The 15,958-nt window shown below is 62.7% G+C and carries 13 protein-coding genes; 7 read left to right on the forward strand and 6 right to left on the reverse strand.

Annotation, left to right across the window (positions count from 1 at the left end; all coding sequences use genetic code 11):
• Window positions 1-506 precede the first annotated feature (506 nt).
• From EEB18_RS02035 to EEB18_RS02050, 4 genes are all read left to right on the forward strand, one after another.
• On the forward strand, window positions 507-1,430 hold the full coding sequence (locus tag EEB18_RS02035; protein ID WP_187140841.1) for an ATP-grasp fold amidoligase family protein: 924 nt from the start codon (window positions 507-509) through the stop codon (window positions 1,428-1,430).
• A gap of 205 nt (window positions 1,431-1,635) precedes the next feature.
• Window positions 1,636-2,427, forward strand: a complete 792-nt coding sequence (locus EEB18_RS02040; RefSeq protein WP_082545162.1) for a BON domain-containing protein — start codon at window positions 1,636-1,638, stop codon at window positions 2,425-2,427.
• 207 nt (window positions 2,428-2,634) lie between these two features.
• The gene (locus tag EEB18_RS02045; protein WP_056350205.1) at window positions 2,635-3,243 is read left to right on the forward strand and encodes a flavodoxin family protein; all 609 of its coding nucleotides are present in this window, start codon (window positions 2,635-2,637) and stop codon (window positions 3,241-3,243) included.
• Window positions 3,244-3,488: 245 nt separating this feature from the next.
• The gene (locus EEB18_RS02050; RefSeq protein ID WP_187669059.1) at window positions 3,489-3,956 is read left to right on the forward strand and encodes a hypothetical protein; all 468 of its coding nucleotides are present in this window, start codon (window positions 3,489-3,491) and stop codon (window positions 3,954-3,956) included.
• Between the two features lie 186 nt (window positions 3,957-4,142).
• Here the strand turns inward: EEB18_RS02050 and EEB18_RS02055 are convergent, their stop codons facing one another.
• From EEB18_RS02055 to EEB18_RS02075, 4 genes are all read right to left on the reverse strand, one after another.
• The gene (locus EEB18_RS02055) at window positions 4,143-4,808 is read right to left on the reverse strand and encodes a CHAT domain-containing protein (RefSeq protein WP_187140840.1); all 666 of its coding nucleotides are present in this window, start codon (window positions 4,806-4,808) and stop codon (window positions 4,143-4,145) included.
• A gap of 180 nt (window positions 4,809-4,988) precedes the next feature.
• The gene (locus EEB18_RS02060) at window positions 4,989-6,968 is read right to left on the reverse strand and encodes a hypothetical protein (protein ID WP_187669060.1); all 1,980 of its coding nucleotides are present in this window, start codon (window positions 6,966-6,968) and stop codon (window positions 4,989-4,991) included.
• Window positions 6,969-7,128: 160 nt separating this feature from the next.
• Entirely contained in the window at window positions 7,129-8,253 is a 1,125-nt protein-coding gene (locus EEB18_RS22640) for a hypothetical protein (RefSeq protein WP_235535727.1), read from the reverse strand.
• 211 nt (window positions 8,254-8,464) lie between these two features.
• The gene (locus tag EEB18_RS02075; RefSeq protein WP_187669061.1) at window positions 8,465-8,893 is read right to left on the reverse strand and encodes a hypothetical protein; all 429 of its coding nucleotides are present in this window, start codon (window positions 8,891-8,893) and stop codon (window positions 8,465-8,467) included.
• Window positions 8,894-9,160: 267 nt separating this feature from the next.
• On the opposite strand from EEB18_RS02075, the gene EEB18_RS02080 reads away from it, so the two are divergent.
• A complete protein-coding gene (locus EEB18_RS02080) occupies window positions 9,161-9,442 on the forward strand; it encodes a DUF1153 domain-containing protein (protein ID WP_056350196.1) in 282 nt (93 codons plus the stop codon).
• A gap of 89 nt (window positions 9,443-9,531) precedes the next feature.
• Here the strand turns inward: EEB18_RS02080 and EEB18_RS02085 are convergent, their stop codons facing one another.
• On the reverse strand, window positions 9,532-9,906 hold the full coding sequence (locus EEB18_RS02085; protein WP_056350194.1) for a glycine zipper 2TM domain-containing protein: 375 nt from the start codon (window positions 9,904-9,906) through the stop codon (window positions 9,532-9,534).
• 566 nt (window positions 9,907-10,472) lie between these two features.
• Here EEB18_RS02085 and EEB18_RS02090 point away from each other — a divergent pair.
• Entirely contained in the window at window positions 10,473-10,919 is a 447-nt protein-coding gene (locus EEB18_RS02090) for a carboxymuconolactone decarboxylase family protein (protein WP_056350192.1), read from the forward strand.
• A 429-nt stretch (window positions 10,920-11,348) separates the two neighbouring features.
• Here EEB18_RS02090 and EEB18_RS02095 read toward each other — a convergent pair whose 3' ends face one another.
• Complete coding sequence (locus EEB18_RS02095) at window positions 11,349-13,046, reverse strand: histidine kinase famiy protein (protein ID WP_187140837.1); 1,698 nt, start codon at window positions 13,044-13,046, stop codon at window positions 11,349-11,351.
• 172 nt (window positions 13,047-13,218) lie between these two features.
• Between EEB18_RS02095 and EEB18_RS02100 the strand changes: the two genes are divergently transcribed.
• Window positions 13,219-15,726, forward strand: a complete 2,508-nt coding sequence (locus EEB18_RS02100) for a PAS domain-containing sensor histidine kinase (RefSeq protein ID WP_187140836.1) — start codon at window positions 13,219-13,221, stop codon at window positions 15,724-15,726.
• Window positions 15,727-15,958: the final 232 nt, after the last annotated feature.

Here is a 15,958-nt window from a genome sequence, read left to right on the forward strand (position 1 = left end):
CCGCGCCGCTCCCCTACGTTGTCAGAATATCGGTGCGCATATCCGGCTCAACGACATATCGCTCAGTTTGGCCGTCGGAGTGTGCTACGCGCCTAATGTTTGAGGCAAGCGGATGCTGCAATCAAATCATCGGATACCCGATCAGCATTTTTTCTGTTTGGGTATAGTCACGCCGGGGTCTTCCCCTCCCAACTTCCCCCACTTCGCTCGAATAGGCTGACCGGTAGCAATCTACCTTTGCCCGTTCATGAAGATCCTAGGTTGAGACGTGCGATGCTGCACGCGATCCGCAGCGGCGCGCGCGATCACGCGTTCCTCACCGGTTGGTCGCACCCGAGCGCCTGAGCGCTGCCTAGGTGATCGGAGGTTGGTCGATGATATTGCCGGGAGCGTTTTCTGTGCCGGGTCGTTCGTATCCGTATGCAGCTTTGCCGCGATATAAACCTCGATCGGCCGAGCTTCCGCGATAGCGGCCACACGTCGCTCAGCCGTGAGACCGACATGGCATGAAACTCTCGCGCGCCTCGGAAGACCCGGCGAAAGTGGGCAATGTCGGCTCCTCGATAGCCGCGCACCGGATTGCCCTTCTCTACGCCTTGCGTCATCGACGCCTGCCCGACCTGCTCAATCCGACGCGCTTCACCGAGCTCGTCCAGCTCCGCAAATTGAATGATCGGTCACCGTTGCAAACGACGCTGCTGGATAAACTTGAGGCAAAACGCTTGGCCTCGGAGCAACTCGGTGCAAACTGGATCGTACCGACGCTCTGGCAGGGCCAGATGCTGCCGCGCTTCATTCCGTTCGCCCTCCCATCAATCGTCAAGGCGCGTCATGGGTGTAACCAATATCAAATCCTGGAGACGTTTCCGGATTGCGAACGCTGGAAGCAGGTCCAGCGAGCCGCGCGCCGGTGGCAGCGCCGGGAGTACGGCCGCTGGCTCGACGAATGGGCATATCGCAAAGTGCCGCGTGGCGTTTTCGCCGAGCCGTTGCTCGGCGGCGCACGTCCTCTCCCCATCGACTACAAGATCTACGTCTTTGGCGGTGTCGCGACGCACGTCCAAGTACATTTGGGGCGCGGTGTCCGTCACCGCTGGATATTGCATGACCGCAACTGGCGGCAGCTCGTGCCTGCCGCCGATCGACCTTCCAGACCCTCCTCCCTCGGGGCGATGCTGCAAGCTGCAGAGACGCTTGCCGGGAACCTAGCCTTCGTTCGGGTCGATTTTTACGAAATCGACTGCCAACCGCTTTTCGGCGAGTTTTGCCTTTATCCCGGCTCTGGCCTGGATCCGTTTGCAGCCGACTGGATCGACGTTGAGCTGGGAAGGCTTTGGAAAGATGCGCTGGAGAGATCCGGTTCCCCAGCAGCCAGTTCGCCGGACGCAAAGCACGCGCGGCCCACTGGGTATGATCCTTTCCAGATTTGATTCTACATGAGAATTCGGCAGGCCGGCGACGCCAGCCGCCCATTGGAGAGATCGGGTCACATTCGTCGATGCGTTGACGTCGCAGCGCGACATATTGCGCCCAGTTCGGGAACTTGCCCCCACTCCATGCGTCGGTTCGGCGGGACGGGGGGTTGCCTCCCTTCCCGGCAACCTGCCCGCCACCCTCAACAAATGGAGATGGATCATGGACAGGTTCGACGACCGCACCCCGCTCTGGGATTATAGCGACAACAGCAGCCCCGACACCGGCGCATCGCCGGGTCGCTACAACCGCGGCCGCGCAGAGGATGCGTCGCGCGCTTATGTGGCGATCGAGGAAGACGAGCGCGAGCAGCGCCGCCCGCGCCGCGCCTATCGCGAGCAGGAATATCGCCGCGATAATTGGGAGGATGAGCGCGCGGGCGACTATCGCCGGCCGGTCCGCCGCGCTGAGCGCTCCGATTGGCCCCGTTACGACAGCACGCCCCGCCGCGACGCCTATTACGATGCTGCCGGCGAAGCCCGAGGCGAGGATCGTTCGCGCGGCGGTAACTACTGGCCGAGCGAGTTCGGCTATCTCCCGGTCGAGGGCTATTCGCCTTACGGCAAATATCCGCGGACGCGCAGCCCCGATTATGACCCGGACGAACGCGGCTTCCTCGACCGCGCCGGCGACGAAGTGCTTTCTTGGTTCGGCGATCGCGACGCGCGCCGTCGCCGGGAACTCGATCATCGCGGCCGCGGTCCCAAAAGCTATATCCGCTCCGACGAGCGCATCCGCGAGGACGTGAACGACCGTCTTACCGAGGATGTCTGGATCGACGCCTCCGAGATCGAGGTCAGCGTCGCAGATGGCGAAGTCACGCTCTCCGGCACGGTCGAGGATCGCCGGTCGAAGCGCCGCGCCGAAGATGTCGCCGACGACGTCACAGGCGTCAAACATGTGCAGAACAATCTGCGCTACAGCTCGGGCGTCGTCAGTCCCAAGCTCGACTGACCCGGCAAGCCGACAGGAAGGGGCCGCTTTGGCGGCCCCTTCTTGCTGCTCGCGCTCGGCGGCACCGATATTTTCAACATGAATTCCCTGTCGGAACTCGCCCAAGGCGCGTCGAGAGCGGACGGTCTTTCGAGTACGCCGCCAGTATGACATCGGAACCAACCGCGACCGGCGCGCGCTTCACCCCGGCGGGGTAAAGGAGACGATATGGCCCCGATTACCGCTACCGCGATCAATTGCTCGCTGTCGGCGCGTGGCCGCAAGAGTTCGACCGATGCCATGCTTGCGGTGCTTACCGAATATTTCGAGGCGGAAGGCGTCCGTGTCGGCAAGCCCATCCGTATCGCCGCGCACAGTATCAAATGGGGTGTCACCTCGAACGAGGGTGCTGGCGACGAATGGCCGAAAATTCGCGAGGCGATCCTCGCCTCCGATATTCTCATCTTCGGCACACCGATCTGGATGGGTCAAGCATCAAGCGTCGCCAAGCTTGTGATGGAACGAATGGATGCCTTCCTGTCGGAGACCGACGACAAGGGGCGGATGCCAAGCTTTTCAAAAGTGGCTGTTGCAGCGATCGTCGGCAACGAAGACGGCGCGCATAATGCTTCGTCGCAAATCTTTCAGGCGCTGAACGATGTGGGATGGACGATTCCCGCCGTGGCCGCCTGCTACTGGGTCGGTGAGGCGATGGGTTCGGTCGATTTCAAGGACCTTCAGCATCGCCCCAGCAAAGTGACCGAGACCGCCAAAATGGTCGCCGCTAATGCCACGCATCTTGCCCGACTATTGACGGAATCGCCTTATCCTGGCTGAGCAGTTCGATCGCGCGAGCCGTCCGACCTCGTTATCCTGCTGCCTTGGCCCGCACATGCGACAAGACAATCAGCAAGCGCTCTTTAGCGCGTTAACCGCTTGTGGCCATTTAAGAACGGTCCGGTTTTGGCGGGAGACCGAGAGAGGCGGACATCCGCGGCGCGCCGGATAGCCACGACCGGAAGCGACCGATTGCGGACACCGGCTTTGTATGTATCCTCCACTATATGTTTGGGGAGCGACCGATGATCGGGAGGCGGAAGGCAATCACAGCGGTGGCGTGCGCCACGTTTATGCCGGGAACGGCAATGTCCTGTCAGATATCATCGCCTCGCCCAGACCCTGTATTTGATAGGCAGGCGCAAGAAAAACGTTTGAGACTCGTCGAAAGGTTTTTTGAGAAGATCGGTCAAGCGGGGTCGTTCGAAGAAATCGAGCGCTCGACCGAGAGCATGCGACGGGCCAGTTTTCGGTGGCCCGCTCCGCAACCGTTTCAACTGCTGGAAGCCACGCCAGTGGGCGATCTGGTGATCGCGCGCGCACGAGGGATTGAAGCCACACCCGAGAATGAGTGCAATCCGTTCGTCACGGTCCACGCTTATTACTCGTTCCATTTCGACCAAGACCAGATCGCTCTGATGAATATGATTAGTTATGGCGCTCTGTGGCCGGCCCAAGAGATACCGGAGGCTATTTTTCTGGAACGAGACTAACTCGCTCTTGAGCAGCCGACTGTTGCATCCGCTTGCCATCCCATTCAGCCACCTGTTCGCTGCGAGCCAGCGCCGACGCTTGACCTGGCCGGTAGCAGACTGGCGGATTCAAGACCAAATTTGCTCTCAGCGGACGTTTGGAGGGCGACCTGAACTCATAACGCACTGCGAGCACCCGAACTCCCGCTACCGCACGCCCCGGTCGGTGGTCCCGACAAACACGAGCGGCGCCCAAACCGCCGGAGACGAGGTATCGTCTTTTGCGCGAAGCGCCAGTATCGCCTGCCGGAACGCAGCCCCCGGAGCGCCGGGATGCTTTTCGATGCCTGCAAAGAGATGCGTGACGATTTCGGCCCCGGCCTCATCGTCGAGCGGCCAGTGCGACACCAGAAGCGAACCCGCGCCAGCATAAAAGAAAGACTGCGCCAAGCCCGACAGCCCGTCCGCTTCGGCGCTGCCGTTCGAACTTGCCGTGTTGCACGCCGACAGTACGACGATATCCGCTGCGAGCTTCAGTTGCGCGGCTTCCGAGGCGGTGAGAAGACCATCGTCCCTGTCGGACTGCGCCCCCGCTAATGGCGGCGTGAAGACGAGACCCGGCTCGCCATCGAGCCCCGTCTCGCTCGCCAGCAGACCGTGCGTCGAAAAAAGGACATAGCGTGCATCGGCCAGACCGGGATTCGACTTGACCGATCCCTCGGTCGCCGCGGAGCCCATAAGAGCAATGGTCTGTCCGGGATCGAATATCGATCGCACGCCCTCGATCTCGCGGCGCGTACCTGGAAGCGAAGGCATCGCCATGATCCGGGCCGGGTCCGCTATGCCACGCTGGAACAGTTCCGAATATTCCACGATACCGCGGTCGTCGCCCGGATGACCCTTGAGCGCCGGATCGCCCGCAGCGAACAGGATCGTCTGCGATGGCGGACGATTGCGTCCGGGTCCAGGGCCGCAACCGGCCGGGCGATCACCCGCAGGCCGAAGCAGGCAACGCAACGAGTAAAGGCTTGAAACCGACGGCAGCGTCGAAATCTAGTAACGATCGATCAGAAATTGCGGCTTCTGCGTGTCGGCGCCGGCTATGACGAGCAAGGTCAACGGCAGGCTGCTCAGCGGACCTGGCGTCACGGTCATCAGACGTGTTGCGCCGCCGAGGGACGTTTCGATGGGCGCAATGAGCTCCTGATACAGATTGCGCGCAAGCTGCTCGTCGAAATTGTCGACGCTCCCGGCCCAGCGCTCGCGAAGGTCGCGCTTGATCTGACCGCGCAGCCGCTCAACACTCTTCGCCAAGGCATCGCGGGTCAGGGTCGAACGATGCCATGTAAATCCCGAGAGCGTCAGAACAAAGACCGACGTGCCCCGCTCGTCAGAAAGGAAGAAGAGAACGGCCTCGTCCTTGTCGAGCAGCGCCTGCAACCGTTCGGCGGCGATCGGCCGAGGCTTGACGAGCTGATCATAGGCGGGGTCGATCGCGGCGATCTCCTCGGTCGACATCTCGTCCATCACGGCATCAACGTCGCGCAAATAGAATCTTCCGAGCAACTCGCGATCGGTATCGGGGCTGCCGGGAACCGATAGCCATTGCGCGATCTCGCGGTTGAGCGACGCAACGCTCGCGCGCACCTCCTCGCGGAACCGCTCCCTTTCCGCGACCGGGCCGTCGCTGCGCGATGTGCGTGCCGAAACCTTGGCGAGTGTCGCCGCGGTCTCGCCGATCGACGACCATTGGGCCGCCTCGAACGCTTCTCCGCGCGTGAGCGAGCTCGCCGCTTCGGGAAGAAGGGCGCCGAGCAGTCCCTCAAAGACGGGACGGTAGCGCCGGACGGCGCGCACAAGCCCCTCGGTTGTGTCGGCCGCCTCGACCCGCGCCACCGCGCCTGAGACGGCCTGCCGATATTCGGCCGCGGCATCGGCGCGCTGCGCCGGATCGAGTGCGAGGATGGCAGCGCCGCGCGCCGCATGCGCATCGATGCGCCGGTCGTCGCTCCTGTCCCAGGTCGTATCGACGACCGGCATTGCCTCGGCGAGAATCGGGTCGCCTTCGTTAGCGCGCCCCTCAGCGACGAGCGCAGCGCCGAGCCGGGTCAGAAATTCGAGACGCGACGCGCCTCGCCCGCCGCGGAGCAGGTCCGGCTCGGCATCGAAGCGCGCCACCGCCTTTGCCATGTTCCCGCTCCGCGCGAGAAAAGCGATCTCGTCGCGGGCGAGGCGACCCCGGACTGCCGCCCAGTCATCGGGGTCCCATCCCTCACCTTTGTGCTCGCGTTCCCATTCATACCCGGCCGCCGCCTCGATATAATCCGCAGCGCCACCGGCCGCTTCGCCCGGCACCAGCGCCGCAACCGCCAGAAAATCGGGGAGCGCGCGTTTAGCTTCGGGGGAGCCCATCATGGCCAACGTCGAGAGCAGGCTGTCGGCGGCAGCGAGATAACCGCGCGCCTCCTCATTGCGGCCCTGCAGCGCAAGGTTGCGGGTCAACCGCAGGAGCGACGTGCGGAGCGCCGCATCGGAGAGTCGCTCGGTTCCCTGGAACTCCATCGCCCGCACGATGTTGTATCGCAGCCCGTCCCGCAAATACTGCTCGCCTTCTACCGGCCGGCCGTAGAGCGACAGCATCTCGCCGAGGTTGCCGAACGCCGACGCGAAGATCGGCCCATCGAAGCCCTTTAGCCTGTTCACCTGGGCGTGGAGGAGGCGCGCGGTGCGAAGGGCCATGCCTTCGCGCTTTTCGTCGCGATCGAAATCACCATGATCCACCGCCCAGGCGGTCAGCGCATCGCTTTGCAAGGCGAGCAGTCCGACGCAAGGATCGGACCCCTTGCCCGCGACGCAAGCTTCATGCTCGCGGCGTGCCAAAGTCATCGCCTCGTCATAGCGTTTGGCGGCGAGCGCATCGTTCAGCTCGGCACTCGCGGGAACGGGGTCGACGGACAGCTTGGCGGAAACCTCGGGCGCGGCCAAGGCAAGCGCCGCGAAGAGCAACCATGATTTGCACCGGATCAATTGCACGCCCCCTGCCCTAGCGCGACCCCTGACCGACCTACCGCGGCGCGCGGAGGACGCAAGCAAGATCGCTGCGCCTTACCGGCCTCGCGATCGCCGCCTCGGGCGCCAAAGCAGTTTTCGAACACCCGCAACCGATATGTGCAAGCTAGGCAGCGGCAGACGGCTACATTCCGGGTACGGCTCCGCCCGTCAGCGCTTCTTGCACGCAGGCCTGCTGGAAAGCGCGTGCGGCGCCCGGATCGGCGCGAGCGAGCGCCGTGACCGCCGACGTGGCCGCGGCGCGGCGTTCCTCGGAGAAATCCTCCGTCCGGATGTTCCACCAGTCGCGCACCTGCCAGCTCGGCCCCGATACCTGTCCCTCGGCGGCGAGCTGGCCGACGAACATTTCCACATGCGCGCGGCAGACGGCCTCGTGGGCGCCGCTCTCGCTGCCGGATGGCGCCCAAGCGGTCCGCTGCGCGCGTTGCGCGCGGTAGCGCGCGAGCAGCGTGCGGCCGTCGATTGCGGCCACATGCTTCACCTGCCGGGCTGGATCGCGACGGCAGATCATTCTCAGACTATGGTCTGCAAGGTCGTTAGCCGGCTTCGCGGCCTCACCCTCGCCGAACGACCGCAGCTTCGCGCCTGAACTCGAGAAGGCGGCGCCCTCGAGCAGCTGCGACTTGAGCGTAAGGCAGTCGGCGCGGTAGGTCGCCGTCGTAAACGCCGCGCCGTCGGCATCGTCCTGCGGCAGCGTGAAGGCGGCCGCGAAATCGAGCGTCGCGTTGCCGCGGTCGACCCAATGGAGATCGAAATATTTGGCGCCGTTCGGACCCAGTGTGTCCGGCACGGCAACGGCAACCCCAGCTTTCGCAAGAAGCGCTTCAAGCTCTTTGCCGAGCGCCCTGGCTTCGTCATCAGAAGCCCCCGCCAATGCTAGCCGATACTGCCCCTCGGCACCATCGGGCAAGCCGAGCGCGACGTAAGCGCGTGCCAGATCGCGATGCCACTCAGGCAGGATCGCGAGCATATGATGGCGCGGGGCCACCAGCGTTTCGAGGATGCCCGCCGCTTCGGCGGGGTGACCCGCGTCGATCGCTTGCGCTGCGATCCGAGCGGCGGCGGCATCCCTGTCGGCCTGGCTGCCGTCAACGGCTGGAGGCACGGAAGCACCGACTTCCACGGAAGGGCCGACGACCGCGAGGAGGAACCCGGCGATGACATGCCGGCAATGGGTCGCGCCTCGCTTCGCCTGATGCCTCACAAGGTGAGCCTTTTTCCCGCCCGGCTGCGGCGCATCCATTCTCATCACCGATCCCCCATGATCGTACTGCCCTGGTTCCCTCACCCGCGCCCGCTTCTCGCATCGCGGCCGACAGAACAAAAAGATCGGAAACCTTTCATTGGAGCAAGCTGGTTCGCCTGTTTTGCGGCGAGAACTCACATGCAAAAATCAGGCCGGATTTGACGTGAGCGCTGTCGTTTGCCGCGCAGCGACTAGCCTTCGCATCTTTCATCGCTCACTTGCGATATTGCCATTGATATTCGGGAATATTGCCTTTGCGAAGGAAAGCGGCGGTCCAGAAATTGATCGTCAATCCAGGCTTGCCGTCATAGGCTGCCGACTGCACGAAAGCGTGCGTGGGACAAGCTATGGTGTCCGACCGCGAGGTGTCGATCAACTCGAGGCATTGCCCGACGAACCGAGCCGACTTGGGTCCGGTCGATTCCACGTCCGTGATGCGAGCGATGACGGTTCCAGCAGGTGCCGCGATCTTCTTGAGGTAAGGATCAACGGTGTCGTTCTCCACGATAGTCACAACGCCATTTGCCACGGACAGCTTGATCTTGTGGTCGACGCCATACCATTCGCCATCGATCGCCTTGACCGGATTTGCCGGCAAGTCAGGCACCGTCTGAGCCTGCGCCGGTACTGCCATCAGCGCCAACGCCACCATCATATTCGCAGTTCGCATCTGTTTTCCCCCGTTTTGAGAATTGAGGCTGCAGCATTCCGCCCAGCCTGGCAATAGCCGCGATCATTGAGAGGGTCGCAGTGCTTCCTTCGACACACAATTTGGCCCGTCGCCTCCCATGAGCGACGAACGGTTGGGCGCATCTCGTGCCTCTCCGCAACCTTTTGTTAACCTCGAAACCGCATTTTTGCCGCGGGGGGGCACTCATACGGCAGCAGCCGAGCGAATGGAGAGTTCGCAGTGCTCGAATTTACGACGAGGCCGACATCGGTCGCCGGGCCGGTCGGGCCGCTGACAATCGACGATCTGCCTTCATCGACGGCAGGCTATTGGGTCGCGCGCCGCAAGGCGGAGTTGCTTGCCGCGATCGATGGCGGACTGATCGGGCTGGCCGACGCCTGCGCAAGATACCGCCTCAGCGGCGAAGAGCTGGAATCGTGGCGCCGCACTATCGACCGCGCGGGCATAGCCGGTCTGCGCGTGACGAAGGCACCTCGCCCGCGGGATCAGACTGTCGGATAGATTCTTCGTCACCGCCCGCACCCCCACTGCGTGCGGTGTCCAAGGGGACGGCGCGAGCAGACTGGTCCCTCTCGCGCCGTCCTTTCACATCAGCGGCATTTCAGTTCACCGCGATCGATAGCCCGCCCGAGCAGCCCGCCGCCGGCCGCGCCGATGATCGTGCCGACCGTGCGGTCACGCCCGCCATCGAGTTCGCGCCCGACGAGCGCACCGACGGCGGCGCCAATGATCAATCCGGTCGTGCCATTCTCGCGGCGGCAGTGGTAGCGGCCATCCTTGCTCCGCCAAATGCGATCATTGTGCGAAATGCGGCGAGGCTCGTAATAGCGCCCATATCCGTCATAGAGGCCACGATCCTTGGCGCGCTTGCCGTGCGCCGGCGCCCAGGGCGGCGGATCCGCCAGCGCCGGGCCGGCGGGAACGGCGAGCGCAGCGAGGACCGCAGCGGCGATATATTCTTTCATGACCCGTCTCCTTCAATCAGGCACCGGACGTAGCGGCGCGCAGCCGAACACCGGCTGAACAAACCGCATGAGCGGCCGATTGCCTACCGAACGGTTCCTATCTGAAGCAACCGGTGGTCGTCGTCCAATGCGCGCCAGGGCAGCTCTTTTGGCGCAGCGGTACAATAATTACCCGGCCCTCGACATTATCTGCGCCGTGCGACCCAGGAGACCTCGTCCTTTCAGGAAACCGAGATCTTCATCTGACGCCCGCACGGTTTCGGCCGCGCGGGCGTCTTTTTTGGCGCTTGCCGGTTGGCGATTGGAATGGCCGATTGGGTCGGGCGGCTTTCAACTCCAATTCCAGATATGCGGACATTCCGTCGCAGTACGACAGTGCCGTGGCCCATCGTTTCTTGGCGCGGCCTGATCGGTACACTGCGCTAGATCAATCTCGGACCTTTCTTCCGATCCCATTCGACAGCATTCGGTCCACCGGCATTTTTTGCGCGGGATGTCACAGCGGAAGAATCCCGCTCGTCAGGCATGGTGACGCCGATTTTGGCTCAGGAAGAAAGGAAGATCAGATGAACCGGTTGAATTGGTCCGAAGTGGCTCCCGCTGGAGCGAAGGCGCTCTACGGTGTGCACCATTATGTCACCACCAGCACGGCCCTGCCTGAAGAACTGATTCACCTCGTCTTCCTCCGCGTCTCGCAGATCAACGGATGCGCTCACTGCATCGATCTGCATACCCGGGACCTTCTCAAGACCATGCCGATCGACAAGATCGCGCTGCTTCCGGTGTGGCATGAAGTCCCGCATCTGTTCCCAGACCAATATCGCGCGGCTTTGGCCTGGGCGGAGGAAGTCACGCGTGTCAGCGAGACCCACGCTTCCGACGAGGCCTATTCAGCAGCAGCCGAGGCATTCGAGCCGAAAGACCTCGTGGACCTGACGATCGCGATCGCGGCGATGAACGCCTTCAACAGGCTTGGCGCACCATTCCGTCTTCCGGTTGCGGTCAAGCCCTGAGGCGCGAGAGCTGCTCCCTTTTTGGCGTCGCGGTACAATATCAGGTCTACCAGCGAAGCTAGGCGCGCCATGCGACCCAAGAGAGCTCTTCCTTTCAGGAAACTCAGCTCTTTATCTTACGCCCGTCCGATTTCGATCGGGCGGGTGTTCTTTTTCGGCAAATCGTTCGTTGTGGCCGACCGGAGACAGTCTGCTGATGGCATCAGAATGCAAGGAGCTGCCATTAGGTCCGTTGCGGCAGATTGCAGCTCCGGCTTCGTTGGCGAGAATGGTCAGCGACGGTCCGGCGGTCTGGACAATTTACAGGTGCGACACTGCAAGTGCGCTTGGGTGCGAGGTCGCAACGTCAGCCGTTGAGGCACTGACCGAGACCGGGGGCTTGGTTTCTGAAGTGCAACAGGCCGTTTACCCACCGGGCGATTGAAACGATCATTCCTCGGCAGCACCGAAGTCAGACGGGCGTCGCCGAGCAGAATTTTCATCCCTGTGCGCCAGCGCCTGTGCGATGCGATCGAGCAGGTCGGCCCGGCGATAGGGTTTGCCCAGCACGTCACGCTCGCTGCGAAGTGGTCCTTCGACGACTAAGTCCTCGTTATAGCCCGTGGTCATCAACACCGGCACTTGAGGCGCGAGCCGCCGGACTGCTTCCGCGAGCGCAATGCCATCCAGGTTTCCGGGCATCACCAGGTCGGTGAACACAAGATCCACCATGTCTGTGGCAAGCAGATGCTCAAGCGCCACGAGACCCGCGTCACCATTCTCGGCGACCGTTACGCGATAACCAGCATCCTCGAGATTTTCGCGCGCCAGCGCGCGGACTTCGGCATCGTCTTCGACCAGGAGAATATGGGCCTCGCCGCGTTCGACAGACTGTTTCGGACCCGCAACCGGCAATTCGGCATCGTCAGATGTCGAGACGGGGAAAAGAATGCGTACGGTGGTGCCCTTGCCGACCTCGCTCTCGATTTCGAGCCGCCCCCGCGATTGCAGGACGAAGCCGCTCGCCATCGCAAGGCCCAGCCCTGTCCCCTTTCCGGTAGCCTTGGTCGTGAAAAACGGCTCCACCGCCCGCGCGATCACATGCTGCGCCATGCCTTCGCCCTCGTCGACTAGCTCGACCGAGATATAGTCACCCGGAGAAAGTCCCCGGGCCGGTGCATCGCCGTTTAGATGGACCTTCGCCGTTGCAATCGTCAGGACGCCGCCTCCCGGCATCGCGTCGCGCGCGTTTAGCGCAATATTGAGGATCGCCATTTCGAGCTGCTCGGGATCGACGACCGCCTTTGGAAGGCCGCGCCGGAGCGACAGGTGCAGTTCGATGCGGCCGCCGAGCGAAGCCTCAAGCATGTCGGCGAAGCCATTGATGCAATCGTTCACATCGACAGCCCTGGGCGTCAGCCTCGTCTTGCGCGCAAACGCGAGGAGCTGGCCCGTGAGCTTGGCGCCACGCTCCGCTGCGGCCCGCGCGCGTGCCAGATAGCCTCGCTGCTTTGCATCCTCGATACGGCTCCCGAGCAATTCGAGGTTGCCGTTCACGACCTGAAGCAGATTGTTGAAATCATGCGCGAGCCCGGCGGTGAGCTGACCGATTGCCTCCATCTTTTGGGCCTGCTGCGACGCCTGTTCGCTCTCTCGCCGCCGCGTCACATCGAGCTGGCTTGCGAAGAAATGCAGAAGCTTGCCGCCAGTGTCATAAACCGGTCCGATAAAGACCGCATTCCAGAACGGCGTCCCATCGCGCTTGTAGTTCAATATCTCGAGGGCGATCGACTGGCGGTTCGCGACTGCAGACCGGAGGTCCGCGACAAGCTCGCGATCGGTTTGCGGCCCTTGCAGGAAACGGCAGTTCCGCCCGAGAACCTCGGTCTCTTCATAGCCGGTCAGATCGAGGAAGGCCTTGTTCGCGAAGACGATCGGATTATCGGCAATGTTCGGATCGGTCAGGATCATCGGCATCCTGGTCATCTCGATTGCGGCGAAGAAGATATTGCTTCGCTCGTCGAGGCCAGAATGGGTCAGCGTGGTTTCGCGTCGATGATCGCCAAGAGTGGCCCCAGCCGAAGGTTCGGTCCCGCTCGCTCCGGCGTCGAGCTCCTCATGATCTGTCACGCGGTCAACAGCCTCCATTTCGCCCGCTTAGCGGGCGGCTCATCGTGATACCCCATACGCCCCCGTGCGGATTTTGTTGCAAAGTGGCGTGGCTCTTACCGGAACGAAATCGTCCCTATAACGTTCATCCGCGGGGAAATTGTCAAGGGTCGGCCACGGTGGCGGATCGTCCCATGCGAACGGGAGACGCATGCCACGATCCGATCAGCTAAGTCGCGAGGAATTGCTTGAGCGTCAGGCTTTTCAACTCGCCCTGCTTACGGAACTGCGCGATCTCGCGGACCCCGTGGCGATCCTCGCGGCAGCCGCCACGCGGCTCGGCACCCAATTCGGCGCGGCACGGTGCGGATTCGCTTCGAACGCCGGCGAGGCCGGCATGAGAATCGCGTCTGAATGGACGAAAGACGGCGCGTCGCGCAGCGGCGAGGTTTCACGATTGCAGGGGGCGACGAACGGCGAGCTCGCCCAAGGTGACACCGTAGTCACGACAGGACACAAATCCGATGACCATTCGCGGCACGACATTGCGGCACAGATTCTCTGTCCCATGACACGTGAAGGCGTGCTGGAATCGGTGCTTTACGTCGAAAAGGACGCGCCGCACGCATGGACGACGGGCGAAATCGCGCTCGTCGAGGATGTCGCGCTTCGCATTCGCGAGGCGGTCGATCGTGCGCGCAGCGACGCGGCGCTCAAGGCCAGTCGCGAAGAACTCAAGCTCGCGACACGCGCCGCCGAGCTTGGTCGTTATGATTATCGCCCGCGCGGGATGAGTCTATCCTGGGATGACCGGTGCCGTGCACTCTTCGGGATGTCACCGGGAGTTCCGGTCAGCTACGAAAGCGCATTTCTCGCCGGCCTTCACCCCGATGATCGCGAGCGCGCAAACCGCGCCGTCGCTGCGGCTCTCGATCCCGATGGAAGTCACCGGTTCGATGTCGAGTATCGCACGGTCGGCATCGAAGACGGGGTTCTTCGTCACATTCGTGCGCAAGGCCTCGCATTTTTCGACGGCCGAGAGCCTGTTCGGCTCATCGGCACCGTGCAAGATGTTACGCGCGACCGCGAGGCCAGCGCCAAGCTGCGCGAGGTCGAGGAGCGCCTTCGTCTCGCGGGACGCGCCACGAACGATGCGATCTGGGACTGGGATTTTCGCACCAATCATGTGACGTGGAATGCCGCTCTCGAAAGCGCTTACGGTCACAGGCCCGACGACGTTGTGCCGACCGGCGAATGGTGGCTTGCGCAGATCCACGCTGAAGACCGCGCGCGGATCGATGCGAGTATCCATCATGTGATCGACGGAGGCGCGAGCGATTGGACTGACGAGTATCGCTTTCGCCGTGCGGACGGCAGCTACGCCGACATTCTCGACAGGGGCTATGTCATTCGCGGTGAGGATGGCGCGCCGATCCGGATGGTGGGCGCAATGCTCGATGTATCGGCGCGCAAAGCGGTGGAGCGCCAGCTTCAACAGGAGCGCATGCGGCTGGTTGAAGAGGTCAGAGAGACTGCCGCCGAGCGCGATCGTGCCGAAGAGGCGCTCAGGCAATCGCAGAAGATGGAAGCTGTCGGCCAACTCACAGGCGGCATCGCGCATGACTTCAATAATCTGCTGACCGGCATTTCGGGGTCGCTCGAAATGATGCAGATCCGCATCGCTCAGGGGCGCGTCGCCGAGATCGACAAATATTCGGTCGCCGCGCAGGGCGCGGTCCGGCGCGCCGCTGCGCTCACGCACCGCCTTCTCGCCTTCTCGCGCCGTCAGACGCTCGATCCCAAGCCGTGCGACGTGAACCGGTTGATCTTCGATATCGAGGAATTGGTGCGCCGAACGGTTGGCCCCTCGATCACGGTGGAGACGGTGGGCAAGGCGGGATTGTGGTCGACGCTGGTGGACACCAATCAGCTCGAGAACGCTATTCTCAACCTGTGCATCAACGCGCGCGACGCGATGCCCGAGGGCGGACGGATCACGATCGAGACAGCCAACAAATGGCTCGACGGACGCGGCGCAAGGGAGCGCGATCTCGAACCCGGCCAATATGTGTCCCTCTGCGTGACCGACACCGGGACGGGCATGACCGACGAGGTCGCCGCGCGCGCTTTCGATCCCTTCTTTACGACCAAGCCGCTTGGCGAAGGAACAGGCCTCGGCCTGTCGATGATTTACGGGTTTGCGCGTCAATCGGGGGGACAGGTTCGTATCTACAGCGAGGTCGGGATGGGAACGACCATGTGCATCTATCTTCCGCGCTACATGAGCGCTGAGGAGCCCGACACGGTCGATCCCGACCCGCCCGCGCCAACGTCGATCGATGGCGCCGGGCCGGCACGCGGCAATGTGCTGGTCGTCGACGACGAGCCGACGATCCGCATGCTCGTCGCCGAAGTGGCCGAGGAATTGGGCTATCAGGTTCTCGAGGCGTTCGACGGGCCGAGCGCGATGCGGATTCTGCGGGAGAAGGAGGCCATCGATCTCCTGATCACCGACGTCGGTCTTCCCGGCGGCATGAATGGACGGCAGATAGCCGATGCCGCTCTCAGCCTTTGCCCTAGCCTGAAAATTCTTTTCATCACGGGCTATGCGGAGAATGCTGTCATCGGAAGCGGGAGGCTCGCGCCTAACATGGCGCTCATTACCAAGCCTTTTGCGATGGACGCGCTCGCGCACCGGATACGCGAAATCATGGTTTGAATTGGCATGCACAAGTGTTGCTCGCCCAGTCGCAACGCTGTTTTGATGCCGCTGTGTAACGGTGCGCTATAAGCTTCGCTGCTCGCCGCCTCCGATTTTCCAGATATAGCGCGACGGCATTTCGCCGTCATCGAACGAACTGCGTTTCTTGCGGCGCCGCTTGGCCGCTTGCCGTCGGTCTGCTTCTGGCACAATATTCGCTAAAGCGGACAGGCAAAGAGGCGGAGCCTCT

This window comes from Sphingopyxis sp. OPL5 (assembly GCF_003797775.2).
GTDB lineage: Bacteria > Pseudomonadota > Alphaproteobacteria > Sphingomonadales > Sphingomonadaceae > Sphingopyxis.